Source organism: Providencia sp. PROV188 (genome assembly GCF_027595165.1).
Taxonomy (GTDB): Bacteria; Pseudomonadota; Gammaproteobacteria; order Enterobacterales; family Enterobacteriaceae; genus Providencia; species Providencia lanzhouensis.
In genome coordinates, this window is record NZ_CP097291.1 from 3,808,141 (window position 1) to 3,825,833 (window position 17,693).

Sequence of the window (17,693 nt, forward strand, 5' to 3'; positions counted from 1 at the left end):
AAATGATTTTTGTTTCTGGAAATGTTAATAGCTCATATAGAGCACAAAATATTATCAAGCTAATCACTGATAATAACATTGAGTTTTCACATATTCCGTTTTTTTTAACAATAGGTAAAAATTATTTCATAAAAAGAGCGTTTGCTATTATTTCTATGTTTTTTCTCATTCCCGCAAGAGTTTTGCTTTTAGTTATGAGTAAAAAAATAGTTATATTACCAATGAATCATACTGTTTTTTCTCTATTTGATACTATCATTGGTAAGATATTCAACAAAGAAATAATTCTTGAGTTTTATATCAGTACATATGATACAGCTGTCAATGACCGCGGTGAAATAGCTCCGAAATCTAAAAAAGCCAAAAGGTTATTGTTCATAGAAAAAAAATTAACTCAATATGCAACAAATATAGTATGTCTTAATGAAGCAGAGAAAAATTATTATTTAAAATTTATGCACTCATCTGCAAAGAGTAAAGTAATATCAGTACCTTTAGTTATTGATAGAATAAAATCAAGAAATCAAATAAAAATGAGCGCAAAAAAATTTCAATTATGCTGGTGGGGTAATTATATACCATTACATGGTTTAGAAAAAATAATAAAGGCAATCAAACTTATCGATGGATATGACATAACTTTTTACATCTTTGGTAACAATGAGGAAAAATCCAAACCTTACCAAGATTTAGCAAATGAGCTAGAAATAAATAATAAAATTATATTTAACAATGATTTCACATTTAAAAATGGCAAACTTCCTGAATTTTTAATTAATAACTGTGATTTAGCACTTGGTAATTTTGGATCAAGTGAGAAAGCAACAACAGTTCTAGTGAATAAAGTCGTTGATGCAATCGCTTTAAACCTCCCATGTCTGACGATGCAAACAAAAGCTTGCGATGAGTTTTTTATTGCAAATGAAAATATTTTCCTTACCAAGGAAAATCCGACACCTGAAGATATAGCGAATGCTATAATCGAAATTATAGATAATAAAGATAATTTATTTGAAATAAGTAAAAATGGACATGATATCTATAATCATTATTTTAGCCCTGAAGCTTTCTCTAAAAAATACTTACCCTTAATTAAATAATGTCTAATCCTTTATATTCAGCAATAAAACGAAGTATCACGGGTAAATTGCTAACATACTTGATTCAGTTCTTTGCACTTGCTATTTATGCTCGTATATTTACCCCTGAACAATTTGGTATTATCGCATCCATTCAAGTTTTTGTGATTTTTTTTCAATTACTTGCCGATATAGGTATTGGCCCTGCCATTATTAACGAAGATACATTCACAAAAAATCAACGTAATGGAATATTTACAACAACATTGATACTTGGCATTATTCTTGCAATCTTATTCTATTGTTTTTCCTACTTTCTGACATATTTTTATGATGGCTATGACTATCAAAATATAGCCATCATTGTAAGCATTGGAATTATATTTAACTCATTAAATATAATTCCATTAACAGCATTAAATAAAGATGCCAATTTTATAAAAATAGCAAAAATAGATTGCGTAACAGAATTAATTAGTTTATCCATCGTATACTACTTTAGTCTTTTAGAATTTGGTGCTATTGCACTAGCAACAAGGTCACTATCTCAAGGGGTAATAAAGTTTATTTTAACTTGGTTTTCATCAGCTAAAACCTCATTAGGACGACCATATTTTGGCTCTGAACTATACCATATAAAAAAAATTGTTGGCTTTGCATCCTATCAATTCTCATTTAATTTAATTAACTACTTCTCACGAAATTTAGATAAAATTCTCATCGGAAAATATATTGGAACTTCAGCATTAGGTGTCTATGAAAAGTCCTATCAACTAATGCAATATCCTCTTATGCTGACTACCTTCGCCATGACACCAGCAATCCAGCCAGTTTTAACAAAATTACGGTCTAATGTTGATCTAATTGTTGAAGAGCATAATAAATTAGCTTCTAGACTATTATTTATATCGATATTAATTAGCTTTTTTATTTATATAAATAGTGAGAACATTGTAATTTTTATATTTGGTAACCAATGGGAAAGAGTAATTCCTTTAATAAAATTATTTTCATTTATGATTCCAATTCAATCAATATTATCAACTTCAGGTTCATTCTATCAAGTAATGAACAAGCCTCAGTTGCTTTTTATTTCTGGGCTTTTATCTGCAACACTAAATATCATTGCAATTTGTTTTGGCGTTTATTTTAACGAGTTAAGATTTATAGCCATTGGATTAATAATATCTTTCTCCGCTAATTTCCTCCAATGTTACTTTATTATGTTTAAGTATTGTTTCAAAAGAAACATTTATTTATTCTATAAGAAATTAATGAAAGCTATTTTCATTGCATCAATGATGTGTGCTTTATATATGGTATTGTTCATTATTATGAAAAGTTACCTTTCCACAGAGATAGTGATCAATATATTACAAAATTTATTACTAACTGCTCCAAGTTTTGGAATTTTCTACATATTAAATAGAAAACTTAATTTCGATATTTAGTTAATTATAAAGAGACCTGCCATGAAAATAGCAATCGCAGGTACCGGCTATGTCGGTCTATCTAACGCCATGTTACTGCCCCCAAACCATGAAGTGGTGGCGATCGATATCAATCCTGAAAAAGTGGCGATGCTTAACAATAAGCAATCCCCGATTATTGATACTGAAATCGAACAGTTTCTAACGGAAAAACAACTTAATTTCCGGCACCCCTAGATAAAGTCGAAGCCTATTTTGTCATTGTAGTGACTCGAACAGACTACGCCTCAAAAAGCAACTACTTCAACACCAATTCTGAAGTAACCCTCAATAGTTGAACAACCAGTTAATGGGGGTCTTTTTATGTCAAAACACAGTCGTAATTCAAAAATCATTATTGCGAATCAATGTTTGTCTGGGGAATCTTCTCGCTCTCTTTCAGCAAAATATTCAATATCTCACCAGCAAATTCAATATTGGTCTAAAGTCATTGCCATTCATGACAATAATGCTTTCTTACCTACGCCACATTTACGCTGCGTTACAGCCAGATTTCAAGCGTTAAAACTTATATGGACAAATGGCTGGTCTATCACTCACACTAGCTCTGTACTGAATTTAATCTACCCTGGAACCCTATTTGTTTGGCTTAATCGATATAATGAGAAGGGATTTTCAGGACTTGAGTGTGAACCAAGGAAGACTACCAATGAAACACTCATGCATAACACCAATTCGCTCGGATGATGAAAAAACACTTGAAGAACTCAAAGAAGAGGTGGCTTATTTACGTGCGGAAAATGCCGTTCTAAAAAGTTGGAAGCGCTGAAACAGATGAATAAATAAGCAAAGAAAAAACATTCGCTGTTTTAGCTCTCAAAAATAAATTTTCCTTAAAGTGTTTACTTCATGTACTAAATCTGGCAAAAAACGTTTTTATTATCACGTTAGGATTATTAAAAAGCCGGAAATCAACGAGAAAGAGTTGGCGCGAATTGAGACTATTTATCATGAACATAAACGTCGCTATGGTTACTGGCGTATTTATTTAACATTGAAAAATATGGGGGGTAATACTCAATAACAAGACAGTTCAGCGGTTAATGAAGCAGCTTAATTGAAAATCGACAGTCAGATTGAAAAGGTATCGCTCATATCGTGGTTATATCGGCAGAACAGTGCCCATGTACCAAAGGCCTTTTTATATATCAGCCATATATTCCTATCTTATTTCGCCCAATATTCCTACCAAATTCAATCTGACTGATAATTAACTTATTCATATTCAAAAATAGTGATGAAATTAGTGTCTCAAAAATTAGCCGATATTTTCCTATACGGGTTTACCACATATACTTGTAAGTAAGAAACAGCTAAGACAATTCTTATAAATATTACATTTCATTGATTACACCGTTATTCGAGTAATTACCTATTCCTACGCTACACATGCGGATTCTATTTATATATTAATAACATACATCAAGTTACTACTGTGATCATCATTATTTTTTATACTATCTAGTCGTATTTATGTTTTTTCTTGACTATCAAGTTACCCACTAAGTATAGATATCACCCAAACCAATATGCTATACAATGTTAAATTAACAATTTTCGATAGAACTATACACGAAGAAGTCATTTGATGATTTCAAGAAAGTGAGCAGAAGATTACAGGCAAAGTAGTGATTTTTAGGCGCCTCACACTGATAGTCACCCTTATACTTTAGTGCTATTATTAAGGGCTTTTGATTGATTGTGCTTACGGCATGATTCAACCGATAAGGGAAGACCATCATAAGCAGTGTTTATTAATTGAGCAAAAATGCAGTATTTTCAATTAATAAACACTAAATTCTGAAATTCAATGGCGCTCTGGGACCTGATAACCCAGTGCGGTAGCTATGGGTGCGACTAAATATGACATTATCAATCGACATTGTGGTCATCAATGGATTTTATTAACATGAAAAAAATTCTATTAAAAATAAAAAAATCACTTTTATTAAAGCTATCAATTATAGTCAATATAAAAAAAATAAATAATAAGATCAAAAAAGAAATTTATTTTCTTGATAAAAAAATATTAGAGTATAAAAATGTTTTTATTGGCCATGACACTATCATTTATGACTCTTCGTTCTCATATAGTTCTAAAGGTGACTTCTTTTATATTGGAAATAATTGTACGATTACTGGTGCAACCTTACTCGGACACGATGCATCTCCAACAATATTCATGAACGAACTAAGAATTAAAAAAAACATATGGGAGCATGGTTCAAGATGCTCTTATCGGAAACCTATTAATATCGGAAATAATGTATTTATTGGTGTAGGAGCTATTATCTTGCCCGGAATAAATATTGGAGACAATGTAATTATTGCAGCTGGTAGCATTGTAACTCGAAATATTGAAAGCAATGGAGTTTATGCAGGCAATCCGGCAAAGAAAATAAAATCAATTGATGATTACATTGAGAAGTATAAGGCACTATATAAATATGAGCGTGAAAATTTCTAGTTTCAATATTATAATATATTTTTTCGCATTAACTGGTCCATTATCAACAACCCCCTTAGATATATATAATTTAGGTATAACTGCGTTTCTATTCTTAATACTCACCATTGCCTTAATAAAAAATAATGGTGAGATAAAGATTAATTCCATATCAGCAACTTTTATCTTATCTTATTTTTCATTCATTATATTAAGTATATTTAGCCTCTGTACATCGGTTACAGAAATCACATCCACATTTTATTTAACTACTTTTTTTTCTCGTTTAGCAACAGCGTCTCTGTGCTTGGTTATCTTAATTGAGATTTCCTCGTGGATAAATACTCAACATGGAGATAACATATCGACCTATCTAAAATTATGTTTCTTTAGCACTTTAGTTTTCCTACTTTTCTCTCTATATCAAATGATCGCCTTTGAGTATAATCTCCCTTTCATTGAAACGCGTTCTAACGTTTACGGAGCATCTTATGAAACAAAAAAAGAACTTGGATTTCGCCTTACATCTATAGCTAGAGAACCTAATTTTTACGCCCCATTATTAATAGAATCGATATTATTATCACTTGCATTAACTAGGAAAAAATTTTTATTTTTATTTATTCCGGTAACTCTTTTTTTAATACATAAAACGCATTCTACTGGAGCTTACCTACATTTATTTTTGATATTAACAGCATTTATCTTAATTAATAGAAAGTCGACTATTACAATACCCTTTTTAATATTAATATCATTAGTTATGGTGTTTTTACTCAGCTATGATTTAAATAACTCATTCTTCATTGAAAAACTGAAAGACGAAATTAGTGGAAATTCAAGTCGAAGCTACATATATCTAACTATACTATCTGAATTCTTTAAATCAGACACTCTGCACTTATTATTTGGTTACGGAATAAATACGCTTCAGCTATTCAATGAACTATCTCAACAAAAAAGCCATCTAGATTTTTCTGTTTCCAATAATTTTTATATTGATATTTTATGGGACTCTGGAATAGTAGGATTTATTTTATTTGTAAGTTATCTTATTTTTATTTTCATAAAGCTAAAAAAAATCTCAAAAAAAAATAGACATGGATTACTCGCATTTTTATTTTTCATTAACATAATTATAACTTCATTATATCGTTCTGAATATACCACAACACACTTTGTGTGGACTTCTATTATTATGCTGGCTTTATATAAATTATCATTAATTCATGGTGATGAAAAATGAAATTAAGCATGTTATATGCAACTTTAGATGATCGCATTATTTCATTAATAGAGAATTTACCGAGTAAACATTCCTGTACTGAAATAATAATAATCCACCAAGCCAAAAGTATCGATAAATACAATAGTAACCTCGAGAAAATAGCAAAAAGAAATGATATTTACTATTATCATTCTAATAATAATGGAGTAGCCAGAAGTAGAAACCTTGCAATTGAAAAAGCCACCGGAGATATAATATTATTTTGTGATGATGACATTACTTATATGGAAGGATTCCAAGATAAAGTCATTCAAAGTTTTTCAGATCATAATAATACTGAGTTTATTACATTTGCATATAAAAACACTGTTAATGGTCCATGGCTAAAACGATTCAAACTATCAACATATAGGCATACTAATAGAACAATTTTAGGTGTAGGAACCATTCAAGTAGCATGTCGCCGAGAAACAGTAATACAATATAATATAAAATTTCCTGAAGATATGGGGGCAGGAACTACATATTTTCTATGTGATGAGCCAGTTTTTCTTTCTAAATTTTTGAAACATGATCTACCCGGAATATATATACCTTATGTTTTATGCTTTCATCCCGAAGAGTCTAGCGGCTCAACATTCAATCACATAAATGCATTTAATTCAAGGATACTATGTTTTACTCGAATTTTTGGCGATCTTAAGGGTAGAATATACTACCTTGCTTATATACTAAAAAATATCAGAAAATACAATTCAAGTAATCTTTTTTTTGAATCTATAAAACTAGCATTTACCAACCCATCAAAAGATAAATAAATGAAAATATTATTATTAAATACATCATTTTATCCTCAAATAGGTGGGGTTGAAAATTCATTAAGAAGTATTAGCGATGTTCTATCAAAAGAAGGTCATTCAATTACAATTATTTCTAGTGACAGCGGAGATCACTCGCTCCCTGATAAAGAATACCTATATGGTGCTACACTATTCCGCTACCGCCATAGTGGCTTTATCCGTGGTTTCTTTAATCTACTGAAAAAGTTAAAGAATATAAGAAAGAATGATTATGATATTATTATTAGTAGAAATATGCTTACAACCTTAGCACTTATACTACTAAGATTTAAACAATTTCATTATATTGTTCCTGGAATTCATAAATATCAAAATAATATTTCAAATAAAAAAAATCAATTTAGATTTAAATTAGAATGTATGATTGATAGATTTTGTCTAACTTTCAGCCCTAATGTTTATGTTTTTAGTAGGAATATGGAAACACAAGTTTTTAACCTTACAAAACGAAATGATATAAAAAATATAGTTCCTGGCATTGATACGATTCGATTTAATCCAGCAAATTTAATAGAAAAAAATAAATTAAGAGATGCGTATGGGCTACCAAAGAACAAAACAATAATTTTAGGATTAGGCCGTTTTTCGTGTGTAAAAAACTACTCAACTCTAATAGAATGCATGCCTCATGTAGGAAATGAATATATTTTATTATTAGTTGGAGATGGTGATGAAAAGAAAAACTATGAAGTAATGATAGAAAAATTAAAAATATCAAACCGTGTATTTATTTTTAATAAAACATTAGAACCAGAAATTTTCTATAAACTGAGTGATTTATTTTGTCTTTCATCAACTTATGAACCTTTTGGTCAAGTTCTATTAGAAGCTATTTCTTGTAATTTACATTTAGTTGCATTAAACAATACATCCCCAAATATAAATACTGCCACAAATGAAATTTTTAATAAATACCCTGGGCTTGTAAATTATGTTTCTGAGAATACACCTCGTGCTTTTGCACATACTATCAATTCGTTAAAGTTGGATAATACTGCTGCACACCAAATTGAGCGTGAAAATTTCTTGAAAAATCATTCATGGCTTCAACTGATTAACGAAATTAGAAATAACAGTAAAAGGTAATGAATCAAAGATGTTAGATTTAAAATTCAACATTAAATTTTTAACTATCCATGATAAATGGCTATACAAAAAATCAAGCTTTTGTGACTTATTTAAATTCGTAGCTTATAAAGGTGGTAATTTAAATAAGAGACCGTTCCTGTTTATTACGAGAAAGAAGAGAAGCGTGAGAAATGACTTAAGTTTAAGTAATGAATCGCTATGGCTCAACCTACGTAAAAACACTCGTTACGATATTAATAAGGCTAAAGAACTTGATACTAAATTTAATTTAATTAACTGCATTGACAGTAAGGAAAACAATAATAGTGAAATTGTAAACTTCATATCTGATTATAATTTTTTCGTGAAAAATAAAGAATTACCCATTCCATTATTAACAGACAAAAGAATACTAAAATACAGAAAAAATCTAGTTATAAGCAAAATAAATCATAATAATACCTGGCTAGCCCAGCATGCATATCTGGTCATTGATAACTACGCTGAATTGTTATACTCCATAGTCAATAGTCAAGAAGATAACAAATTAACTGGATTAGCAAATAAGCATCTACATTGGAATGACTTTCTTTCACTAAAAAATATAGGTATAAGTTTATATGACTGGGGGGGTATTACTATTGATGGTTCATTAGCCGGAATTAGAAACTTCAAACTATCATTTGGCGGCGATGATGTAACTTATAACATATATAACTCACCACTATATCAACTGGCTCTTAATATTAAAAAAAGTTAACTCTATGTTTATTATAAATGCTGATGATTATGGTCATTCTGAACGAGTCAACAATGCTATTATCCACTGTTTTAATAAAAGATTGATTGACTCTGCGACACTGATGGCTAATATGCCCGGAACTGAGCATGCTATTAAGAATAATGATAATTTCAGTTTGGGATGCCATCTGAATTTAATGGAAGGAAAACCTTTAAATTCAAACTGTTTAAACTATCGTGAATTAACCGATAGTAATGGAGAATTGAATTTAAACTTATCAAGAAACTCATTTTTTGCAAATAAATGTATAATTAATCAAATTAAGATAGAACTTGATCATCAAATAAGTTTTCTATTCGATCATAAAATTAAACTAACACATCTTGACTCCCATCATCACACACATACAATACCTATTATTTACAGAATAGTTCACGAACTAGCTTTAAAATACAAGCTAAGAATAAGACTACCAAGATATACTGGGTCACATAAATTACATAAAGTTCTTTATAAAAAAATATTATGTATTTATATGAAAAAAAACGGATTAAACTTCACTGATAAATTTATTAATTATAATGAAATGGATTCATTTAAAAACAATAAAGAAATGATTGAAGTTATGGTTCACCCAGATCTAAAAGATAATAACACTATATATTGTAATACTACTAATTTAATTATCGATAGGCTTTAAAATTCATGAAAATAGCAATCGCAGGTACCGGCTACGTCGGTCTGTCTAACGCCATGTTACTGTCCCAACACCACGAAGTGGTCGCGGTCGATATCATTCCTGAAAAAGTGGCGATGCTTAATAATAAGCAATCCCCGATTATCGATACCGAAATCGAGCAGTTTCTAACGGAAAAACAACTCAATTTCCGTGCAACCGAAGATAAAGTCGAAGCCTATACGGGCGCGCAATACGTGATTGTGGCGACCCCGACAGACTACGACCCAAAAACCAACTACTTCAACACTAATTCTGTGGAATCCGTTATTCACGATGTGAACAAACTGAACCCGGAAGCGACCATTATCGTCAAGTCCACCATTCCTGTGGGCTTTACGGAGCGTCTGCGTGAAGAGTTTGGTTACACCAACGTGATTTTCTCCCCAGAATTCTTACGTGAAGGTCGCGCGCTGTGGGATAACCTGTACCCGTCCCGTATTGTGGTGGGTGAGCGCTCTGAACGCGCACAAATTTTCGCTGACTTGTTGTTAGAAGGCGCGATTAAGAAAGATGTGCCAGTGCTGTTTACTGACGGTACTGAAGCGGAAGCGGTTAAATTATTCGCCAACACCTTCTTAGCGATGCGTGTCGCATACTTCAATGAATTAGACACTTACGCAGAAAGCCGTGGCTTGAATGCGCGTCAAATCATCGAAGGGGTTTCTTTAGACCCACGAATCGGCAGCCACTACAATAACCCATCATTCGGTTATGGCGGCTACTGCTTACCGAAAGACACCAAGCAGTTGCTGGCGAACTACGACGATGTGCCAAATAACCTGATTAACGCGATTGTGGAATCTAACCGCACGCGTAAAGACTTTATCTCTGATGCGATTATCGCTAAAGCACCACGTAAAGTCGGTGTGTATCGCTTAGTGATGAAAGCGGGCTCCGATAACTTCCGTGCCTCAGCCGTTCAAGGCGTAATGAAGCGTATCAAAGCCAAAGGGATTGAAGTGGTGGTTTACGAACCCGTACTGAAAGAAGATGAATTCTTCCGCTCAAAAGTTATCCGTGATTTAGAAACATTCAAAGCAGAAAGCGACATTATTCTGGCAAACCGAATGGTGCTTGAGCTGGATGATGTAGCGGATAAAGTTTATACCCGTGACCTGTTTGGTAATGATTGATATGCCTGACCCTATAAAAAAAGAATTAGTTTCGGTAATTATGCCCTGCTATAACTCTGCAGAGTATATTTATGAGTCTATTAATTCAGTTCTAAGCCAAACTTATCAGAATTTAGAATTAATTATTATTGATGATGCCTCAACTGATGAATCAGTTAATATAATTAAGTCGGTAATTGACTCACGAATAAAACTCATTCAATTGTCATCAAACAGCGGTGCGGGAGTTTCTCGTAATAGAGGGATTGAAGAAGCGACGGGACGTTTCATTGCTTTTCTTGATAGTGATGATCTTTGGCTACCAAACAAGTTAGAGGTCCAAATTAAAGATATGCAAGAAAACAATCATGTCTTGTCATATACCCACTATCAAAAATTTTCTAAGGAAGGAAAAGGAAAAGTTGTCACATCGCCAGCTACCGTAACATACAATGAATTACTCTACTGTAATGTTATTGGCTGCTTAACTGCTGTATATGATGCGCAGACATTAGGCAAACAATTTATGCCTCTCATTCGAAAACGACAAGATATGGGGCTATGGTTAAAAATTCTATTGATATGCAATAAAGCTCATTGTTGCCCTCAAGTCCTTGCAGAATATAGAACTGACTCAGGCATGACCCAAAACAAGGTTAATGCAGCAAAGCATCAATGGAAATTCTATCGTGAAGAACTAAATTTCAACTCTTTCAAATCACTCCAATATTTTATTGGTTATGCCATTAAAGGCGTCATCAGAAAGTAAAAATTAGGACTAATCATGCTAACTATCATCGGTGGTTCCGGCTTTATCGGAACACGTCTGTCAAACCAATTAAAATCTAAAAATATCGATTTCAAAATCGTTGATATTGAAAAAAGTGAAGCCCATCCTGAAAAATGGGAATTTGGTGATGTCACCAAACCTGAAACGCTTATCGAGCCACTGAAAGGTAGTGACGTTATTATTAACCTATCGGCAAAACACAAAGATAACGTTCACCCTATTAGCCTTTACTATGAAGTGAACGTTGATGGTGCCAAAAACGTCTGTGATGTCGCTGAACAATTGGGTATCAAACATATTGTTTTCACCTCATCGGTTGCTGTTTATGGCTTTGTTGAAAAAGAAACCGGGGAAGATGGCGAATATCATCCATTTAACCACTATGGTAAATCTAAGTTAGAAGCTGAATACGTTTACGATGCATGGCAGGCAAAATCGGCGGATAACATCTTAGTCACTATTCGCCCAACCGTTGTCTTTGGTGAAAATAACCGTGGTAACGTTTATAACTTATTCCGCCAAATTGCGTCTGGTCGATTCTTAATGATCGGTTCTGGTAATAACCAAAAATCAATGGCCTATGTAGAAAATATTGCGGCGTTTATTACGTTCGCAACCACCTTCACTGAAGGAAAGCATGTATTCAATTACATTGATAAGCCTGATTTTACAATGAACGAATTAACAACAGTCATTTGTGGCGCTCTTAATAAGCCTAAATCTAACATCCGCATTCCATACCCTGTTGGAATTTTAGGTGGCTACTGTTTTGATGTGCTTTCTAAACTAACGGGGAAAGAATTCCCAGTTAGTAGCATTCGCGTGAAAAAATTCTGTGCTCGCACACAATTTAAATCCAATTACATTGGAAATACCTCTTTTGTTCCACCTGTTACTTTGGAACAAGGTATCGCCAATACTGTGCAATATGAGTTTAAATAAAACCCATTTTTCATAATTTCAATTTTGGAATATATAGACAGGGTACGACCATGAGCAGTTCTTGCGTATTAGTCACCGGCGGTCTTGGCTATATCGGCAGCCATACCTGTGTACAAATGATCCAACAAGGTATTCAGCCGATTATTTTAGATAATCTTCATAATGCTAACCTTGAGGTGCTTAATCGCATTGAAACCATCACGGGAACTAAACCGATGTTTTATCAGGGTGATGTGCGTGACAAAAGCATTTTGGACACCATTTTTGCTCAGCATTCAATTAGCTCAGTAATCCACTTTGCTGGTTTAAAAGCAGTCGGTGAATCTGTTAAAAAGCCTATTGAATACTATGATGTGAATGTGAATGGTACTTTAGTTTTAGTGCAAAGCATGCGTCAGGCGGGTGTTAAAAGCTTAATTTTTAGCTCCTCTGCGACTGTGTATGGTGAACCTGAACATACCCCGTTAACTGAAGAATCCTCTGTCGGAAATACCAATAGCCCATATGGTACGAGTAAATATATGGTTGAGCGTATTTTAACTGACCTCAGTATCTCAGATAACGAATGGTCAATTTCCTTACTACGTTACTTCAACCCGGTTGGTGCACATAATTCGGGCTTGATCGGTGAAGACCCTAATGGGATCCCAAATAACCTGACCCCATTTATTGCGCAAGTAGCTGTCGGTCGCCGTAAAGAACTTGCTGTATTCGGCGGGGATTATGCCACCAAAGACGGCACTGGCGTCCGCGATTATATCCATGTGATGGATTTAGCTGATGGACATATTGCTGCGTTAAACTATATGAATAAAGATTCAGGGCTTTATATCTATAATCTGGGTACCGGTACAGGAACCAGCGTGCTGGAAGTGATCGCTGCTTTTGAAAAAGCTGTCGGTAAACCAATCCCTTATAAAATTGCCGAACGTCGTGCAGGAGATATTGCTGAATATTGGTCAACTCCAGCAAAAGCAGAGCGCGAGCTTGGTTGGAAAGCCAAATATACCATTCAGGATATGGCTGATGATGTATGGCGCTGGCAATCTATGAACCCCAACGGTTATCAAAGCTAAATCATCCTTGATATAGCATCAATTAGGCGAGCCTCTAGCTCGCCTTTTTATTTTTTACGCCCTCAAACTCTATCTTCACCACACAGTTAACCTACTCACTCCCTAGTTCGCTTCTAGTCTATTCCTCAAACCACCCTTCACTCACAAAACATTTCCTGCATCAATATCATTTTTTGTTTTATTATATTTTTATATAACATCGATTTTTGGATGAATTATTTGGTTTTTTGTTTAAAACTGAACTATTATCCCGAGCTGACTTTGTGTCGTGTAACTTCGATTGCTAAAAATTACCATTATCCATCCTGATTAGGGCTATTATCATGTTCAGTAAATTTCTCATGGCTATCACAATGAGCATCCTAATTTCTGGGTGTCATCTCGTCCCGGGAACCTATATTTCCACATCAGGAAAAAGGACTATTGATACTGGTAAGCAAGATATCAACCAACTTGTGGATATTTACCCTATCTCCCCTAAGCTGCTAAGCGAAATGCAAATTGCCCCTGTGATTGCCAAATCTAATCCTCAGCTTGAAGAGCAGCTAGCCAGTTATGACTATCGTGTTGGCGTGGGGGATGTGCTGGCAATTACCGTATGGAATCACCCTGAGCTCACTATCCCCGCTGGCTCCTATCGCAGCGCTGCGGATTCAGGGAATTGGGTTCACGCAGATGGCACCATTTATTATCCCTATATTGGAAAAGTCTCCGTTCTTGGTAAAACAATCAGTGAAATCAGGAAATTAGTCAGCACCCGACTTGCTGCTTACCTTGAAGCGCCACAAATCGATGTCAGCATTGCCGCCTTTCGTTCGCAAAAAATTTATGTGTCTGGCGAAGTGACTAAGCCGGGTTCCTTGCCCATCACCAATGTCCCTCTTACTATTTTGGAAGCCTTTAATACCGCAGGTGGGTTAACCGAAAAAGCGGACTGGGACAATGTGATCCTCACCCGTGAAGGCAAAGAGATAAAAATCTCGCTGCAATCGTTAATTCAATACGGCGATTTAACCCAAAACTACTTAATGCTATCCGGCGATGTTCTCTATGTTCCCCGTAATGATGCGCAAAAGGTCTTTGTGATGGGAGAAGTGGGGAAACCATCAACATTGACTATCGACCGGGCAGGAATGAGCATCACTGAAGCGCTAAGTAAAGCCAATGGACTCAGCCAAACTACCGCAAGTGCAACAGGGATTTTTGTCATTCGGTCAACGCATAAACCCGCACCAATAACAGATTCTGAAGACGAGAACCCCTTTTCTAAAATGGCAGAAATTTATCAACTCGACCTCTCCGATGCGACATCACTCGTGATGGGAACTGAATTTAAATTACAACCTTATGACCTTGTTTATGTGACAGCGGCACCTGTTGTTCGGTGGAACCGTTTAATCACCCAATTACTGCCAACCATCGCCTCATACAACCAGCTTGCCGAAGGAACTAAGCGTATTTATGCATGGTAATCTTATTTTTAATCAAATACTTATGTTCAATAACATTATTATCGTGTGCATGGGGAACATTTGCCGGTCACCCACTGCGGAGCGTTTAATGCAGGGGCTTTTCCCCCAAAAAAAGATCCACTCCGCAGGGCTGATTGCGCGGGAAAATCAACCTGCTGATGCTCAAGCTCGCCATATAGCAAAAAACCATCACCTCTCTTTGGAGGAGAATCGTTCTCGTCGTTTGACCGGGCATTTATGCCAGATGGCAGATTTGATCCTCGTAATGGAAAACACTCATACCCAAAAACTTTATCGGCAATTTCCGCAAACCCGAGGCAAAGTCATGCTATTTGGTGAATGGCTGAATAAAACCGAAATCCCAGATCCTTATAAACATAGCCAGGAGATGTTTGAGCATGTTTATCAGCTTATGGAAAAAGCAGCCGAGTCGTGGCAAGGAAAGATTTAGACTCTATTTAAACTTATTTAAAAACTAACTCTATGAACAATACAGAAAAAAAGCATGTGCCGAACACCGATGAAATCGACTTACTCGCCATACTAAAAACACTGAAATCTAACACGCTAACGATAGCGACGTTTACTATTGCCGCCATTTTAAGTGCCGGAGTGTATTGCTGGCTCGCTTCTCCTATTTACCAAGCGAATGCTACATTACAGTACGATAAAGTAAACCAAGCCTCACTATTAGAAAAAATGAACGATGGAATGCTTTTTGGCGGCAATAACGGGCAAATCGATTCAGAAATTGAAGTCATTAAATCCAGAATGGTGTTAGGCAAAACGGTGTCAGATTTGAATCTAGATATTCAGATTTTGCCTTCAAAGATATTCTCCAAATTTCTGAGTGATGCGGCTATTGTTCATATTGCAGAGTATCAACTCCCCCCAGATTTAATCGGTCAACCCGCCACTTTAACCTTTGTAGATGATCGCCAATATACGCTAGAACTTGCAGGCCAAACTTATCATGGGCAAATTGGCATCCCTTTAAAGCAAGGTGAAATTCACTTATTGATTGATTCATGTACCGCTCAAGGTGGGGAAAAACTGACCTTAATAAAAAATGATCGTTATTCCGCTATCGAAAATTTACGACGCCGTCTCAGTATGAATGAAGCCAGTAAAGGCTCTGGTATCATTAACTTAACAATTAAAGGGACAAATCAACGAGAAAATATCAAGATTTTGGATAATGTCATTCAAAATTATATTAACCAGAATAGAGAGCATAGAAAACAAGCCACAAACAATACGTTGATTTTTCTAGATAACTACATCCCAAAAGTAAAAGATAAGCTCGACCATTATGAAAATCAGTTAAATACGTTTCGTAAACAAAATGAGTCCATTGACCTAACGCTAGAGGCCAAATCCGCGCTTGAGAGTGCATTGCATGTAGAAGAAAGGTTAAATGAGCTTACTTTTAAAGAAGTGGAGCTTCAACAACGATATACCCGCAGCCACCCGGCTTATCAAGCCTTACTTGATACACGCCAAAAATTGCTACTCGAGAAAGAAAAAGCCAGCAAAAATATTCAACAGCTGCCAAATACCCAGCAGCAAATTATTCGTTTAACTCGTGATGTTGAATCCGAGCAAGCTATTTATAATCAGTTGGTGACCAAGCAACGCGAACTCAGTGTGCTGAATTCAGGGATCACTGCCGATGTGCGAATTATTGACTCTGCGGAGTCTTACCCCATGGCCATCGCTCCCAAGAAAAGCTTAATCATGGTTTTGGCCTCCTTATTGGGCCTCGTGATGGGCTGCGCCTTTGTGATCGGAAAAGAGATTCTCAATAATAAAATTAAGAACACGGAAGAACTCGAGGCGCTAGGCCTTCGTGTTTATGCCACCGTTCCATTCTCGTTGGATGAAAAAAAATCACGGTATCGCGAAAGTAAAAAGCCCCTATCCATTGAAAATCCAGCAGATATGGCAATAGAATCCATTCGTTCATTAAGAACAAGTGTCTATTTCTCTGTGATGAATCAAGACAATAATATTGTGATGGTGACAAGTGCATCCCCAAATGTAGGAAAAAGTTTTATTACTGCGAATATGGCTGTCGTCCTCGCCAATGCAGGTAAAAAAATTCTGCTTATTGATACTGATTTACGCAAAGGACATATTCATAAAACATTTGGGTTAGAAAATAAATCTGGGCTTTCAGAATTCTTATCTCAACACGGCGGGAATTCCATCTCAAAACATCAACAAGTTATTGAGAATTTGGATATTATCAGTCGAGGAAAAAGCACCACGCACTCTTCAGAACTGCTTATGAGCGAGCAATTTAAGCATTTATTGGACTCAGTTAAGCATCAATATGACATGGTTTTGTTGGATACTGCACCCATTCTTGCGATTACAGATCCCGCAATCATCGGAAAATATGCTGGTACATCACTCTTAGTGGCCTATTATAGCGTGAATACCGTTAAAGAAATTGAACGCGCACTTAAACATTTCAAACAAAATAATATCGAAATTACTGGCACCATCCTTAATGGCATTGATGAAAAATCTGACGATTATCATTATGTCTACCAGTATTAATAGAATGGCGAGCCACCTCTCGCCTTTCGCTCTCATACCGACACAACTAATGCATCTTTCCAAATTTGCGCGTAAACTCTGCAT

Annotated in this window: 17 protein-coding genes and 1 pseudogene; all 18 read left to right on the top strand. The window is 35.0% G+C overall.

Annotated features, from left to right (window positions below):
* Nucleotides 1–2: 2 nt before the first annotated feature.
* Nucleotides 3–1,100 (top strand): glycosyltransferase, encoded by a 1,098-nt coding sequence (locus M5X66_RS17575; protein WP_270103762.1) that lies wholly within the window; start codon nucleotides 3–5, stop codon nucleotides 1,098–1,100.
* A complete protein-coding gene (locus M5X66_RS17580; RefSeq protein ID WP_270103763.1) occupies nucleotides 1,100–2,530 on the top strand; it encodes an oligosaccharide flippase family protein in 1,431 nt (476 codons plus the stop codon). Before M5X66_RS17575 ends, M5X66_RS17580 begins: the two co-directional genes overlap by 1 nt.
* 21 nt (nucleotides 2,531–2,551) lie before the next feature.
* Nucleotides 2,552–2,826 (top strand): annotated as a pseudogene (locus M5X66_RS17585) (UDP-glucose 6-dehydrogenase); the annotation flags it as partial.
* A gap of 46 nt (nucleotides 2,827–2,872) precedes the next feature.
* A complete protein-coding gene (locus M5X66_RS17590; protein ID WP_270103764.1) occupies nucleotides 2,873–3,256 on the top strand; it encodes a helix-turn-helix domain-containing protein in 384 nt (127 codons plus the stop codon).
* 151 nt (nucleotides 3,257–3,407) lie between these two features.
* Nucleotides 3,408–3,593, top strand: a complete 186-nt coding sequence (locus tag M5X66_RS18875) for a transposase (protein WP_442959371.1) — start codon at nucleotides 3,408–3,410, stop codon at nucleotides 3,591–3,593.
* Between the two features lie 885 nt (nucleotides 3,594–4,478).
* Complete coding sequence (locus M5X66_RS17595; protein WP_270103765.1) at nucleotides 4,479–5,036, top strand: acyltransferase; 558 nt, start codon at nucleotides 4,479–4,481, stop codon at nucleotides 5,034–5,036.
* A complete protein-coding gene (locus M5X66_RS17600; protein ID WP_270103766.1) occupies nucleotides 5,017–6,261 on the top strand; it encodes an O-antigen ligase family protein in 1,245 nt (414 codons plus the stop codon). Before M5X66_RS17595 ends, M5X66_RS17600 begins: the two co-directional genes overlap by 20 nt.
* Entirely contained in the window at nucleotides 6,258–7,061 is an 804-nt protein-coding gene (locus M5X66_RS17605) for a glycosyltransferase (RefSeq protein ID WP_270103767.1), read from the top strand. Before M5X66_RS17600 ends, M5X66_RS17605 begins: the two co-directional genes overlap by 4 nt.
* The gene (locus M5X66_RS17610; protein ID WP_270103768.1) at nucleotides 7,062–8,189 is read left to right on the top strand and encodes a glycosyltransferase family 4 protein; all 1,128 of its coding nucleotides are present in this window, start codon (nucleotides 7,062–7,064) and stop codon (nucleotides 8,187–8,189) included.
* A 10-nt stretch (nucleotides 8,190–8,199) separates the two neighbouring features.
* A complete protein-coding gene (locus M5X66_RS17615; RefSeq protein WP_270103769.1) occupies nucleotides 8,200–8,931 on the top strand; it encodes a hypothetical protein in 732 nt (243 codons plus the stop codon).
* A 4-nt stretch (nucleotides 8,932–8,935) separates the two neighbouring features.
* Nucleotides 8,936–9,613: a ChbG/HpnK family deacetylase gene (locus M5X66_RS17620; protein ID WP_270103770.1), complete on the top strand. Its 678-nt coding sequence runs from the start codon at nucleotides 8,936–8,938 to the stop codon at nucleotides 9,611–9,613.
* 5 nt (nucleotides 9,614–9,618) lie between these two features.
* Nucleotides 9,619–10,785: a nucleotide sugar dehydrogenase gene (locus M5X66_RS17625; RefSeq protein ID WP_270103771.1), complete on the top strand. Its 1,167-nt coding sequence runs from the start codon at nucleotides 9,619–9,621 to the stop codon at nucleotides 10,783–10,785.
* The gene (locus tag M5X66_RS17630; RefSeq protein WP_336432853.1) at nucleotides 10,778–11,533 is read left to right on the top strand and encodes a glycosyltransferase family 2 protein; all 756 of its coding nucleotides are present in this window, start codon (nucleotides 10,778–10,780) and stop codon (nucleotides 11,531–11,533) included. Before M5X66_RS17625 ends, M5X66_RS17630 begins: the two co-directional genes overlap by 8 nt.
* 15 nt (nucleotides 11,534–11,548) lie before the next feature.
* Nucleotides 11,549–12,496 (top strand): NAD-dependent epimerase/dehydratase family protein, encoded by a 948-nt coding sequence (locus tag M5X66_RS17635; protein ID WP_036967047.1) that lies wholly within the window; start codon nucleotides 11,549–11,551, stop codon nucleotides 12,494–12,496.
* 50 nt (nucleotides 12,497–12,546) lie between these two features.
* Nucleotides 12,547–13,572 (top strand): UDP-glucose 4-epimerase GalE, encoded by a 1,026-nt coding sequence (gene galE / locus M5X66_RS17640; protein WP_270103772.1) that lies wholly within the window; start codon nucleotides 12,547–12,549, stop codon nucleotides 13,570–13,572.
* Between the two features lie 323 nt (nucleotides 13,573–13,895).
* The gene (locus tag M5X66_RS17645) at nucleotides 13,896–15,044 is read left to right on the top strand and encodes a polysaccharide export protein (RefSeq protein ID WP_036950785.1); all 1,149 of its coding nucleotides are present in this window, start codon (nucleotides 13,896–13,898) and stop codon (nucleotides 15,042–15,044) included.
* Nucleotides 15,045–15,066: 22 nt separating this feature from the next.
* Complete coding sequence (locus M5X66_RS17650) at nucleotides 15,067–15,495, top strand: arsenate reductase/protein-tyrosine-phosphatase family protein (RefSeq protein WP_154610082.1); 429 nt, start codon at nucleotides 15,067–15,069, stop codon at nucleotides 15,493–15,495.
* Nucleotides 15,496–15,527: 32 nt separating this feature from the next.
* On the top strand, nucleotides 15,528–17,609 hold the full coding sequence (locus M5X66_RS17655; protein ID WP_270103773.1) for a polysaccharide biosynthesis tyrosine autokinase: 2,082 nt from the start codon (nucleotides 15,528–15,530) through the stop codon (nucleotides 17,607–17,609).
* The last annotated feature ends 84 nt before the right edge of the window (nucleotides 17,610–17,693 follow it).

What these genes read in the sequence shown, in the direction of transcription:
- M5X66_RS17575 (WP_270103762.1), top strand. Translation starts at nt 3, where the DNA reads ATGATTTTTGTTTCTGGAAATGTTAATAGCTCATATAGAGCACAAAAT.
- M5X66_RS17580 (WP_270103763.1), top strand. Translation starts at nt 1,100, where the DNA reads ATGTCTAATCCTTTATATTCAGCAATAAAACGAAGTATCACGGGTAAA.
- M5X66_RS17590 (WP_270103764.1), top strand. Translation starts at nt 2,873, where the DNA reads ATGTCAAAACACAGTCGTAATTCAAAAATCATTATTGCGAATCAATGT.
- M5X66_RS17595 (WP_270103765.1), top strand. Translation starts at nt 4,479, where the DNA reads ATGAAAAAAATTCTATTAAAAATAAAAAAATCACTTTTATTAAAGCTA.
- M5X66_RS17600 (WP_270103766.1), top strand. Translation starts at nt 5,017, where the DNA reads ATGAGCGTGAAAATTTCTAGTTTCAATATTATAATATATTTTTTCGCA.
- M5X66_RS17605 (WP_270103767.1), top strand. Translation starts at nt 6,258, where the DNA reads ATGAAATTAAGCATGTTATATGCAACTTTAGATGATCGCATTATTTCA.
- M5X66_RS17610 (WP_270103768.1), top strand. Translation starts at nt 7,062, where the DNA reads ATGAAAATATTATTATTAAATACATCATTTTATCCTCAAATAGGTGGG.
- M5X66_RS17615 (WP_270103769.1), top strand. Translation starts at nt 8,200, where the DNA reads ATGTTAGATTTAAAATTCAACATTAAATTTTTAACTATCCATGATAAA.
- M5X66_RS17620 (WP_270103770.1), top strand. Translation starts at nt 8,936, where the DNA reads ATGTTTATTATAAATGCTGATGATTATGGTCATTCTGAACGAGTCAAC.
- M5X66_RS17625 (WP_270103771.1), top strand. Translation starts at nt 9,619, where the DNA reads ATGAAAATAGCAATCGCAGGTACCGGCTACGTCGGTCTGTCTAACGCC.
- M5X66_RS17630 (WP_336432853.1), top strand. Translation starts at nt 10,778, where the DNA reads ATGATTGATATGCCTGACCCTATAAAAAAAGAATTAGTTTCGGTAATT.
- M5X66_RS17635 (WP_036967047.1), top strand. Translation starts at nt 11,549, where the DNA reads ATGCTAACTATCATCGGTGGTTCCGGCTTTATCGGAACACGTCTGTCA.
- galE (WP_270103772.1), top strand. Translation starts at nt 12,547, where the DNA reads ATGAGCAGTTCTTGCGTATTAGTCACCGGCGGTCTTGGCTATATCGGC.
- M5X66_RS17645 (WP_036950785.1), top strand. Translation starts at nt 13,896, where the DNA reads ATGTTCAGTAAATTTCTCATGGCTATCACAATGAGCATCCTAATTTCT.
- M5X66_RS17650 (WP_154610082.1), top strand. Translation starts at nt 15,067, where the DNA reads ATGTTCAATAACATTATTATCGTGTGCATGGGGAACATTTGCCGGTCA.
- M5X66_RS17655 (WP_270103773.1), top strand. Translation starts at nt 15,528, where the DNA reads ATGAACAATACAGAAAAAAAGCATGTGCCGAACACCGATGAAATCGAC.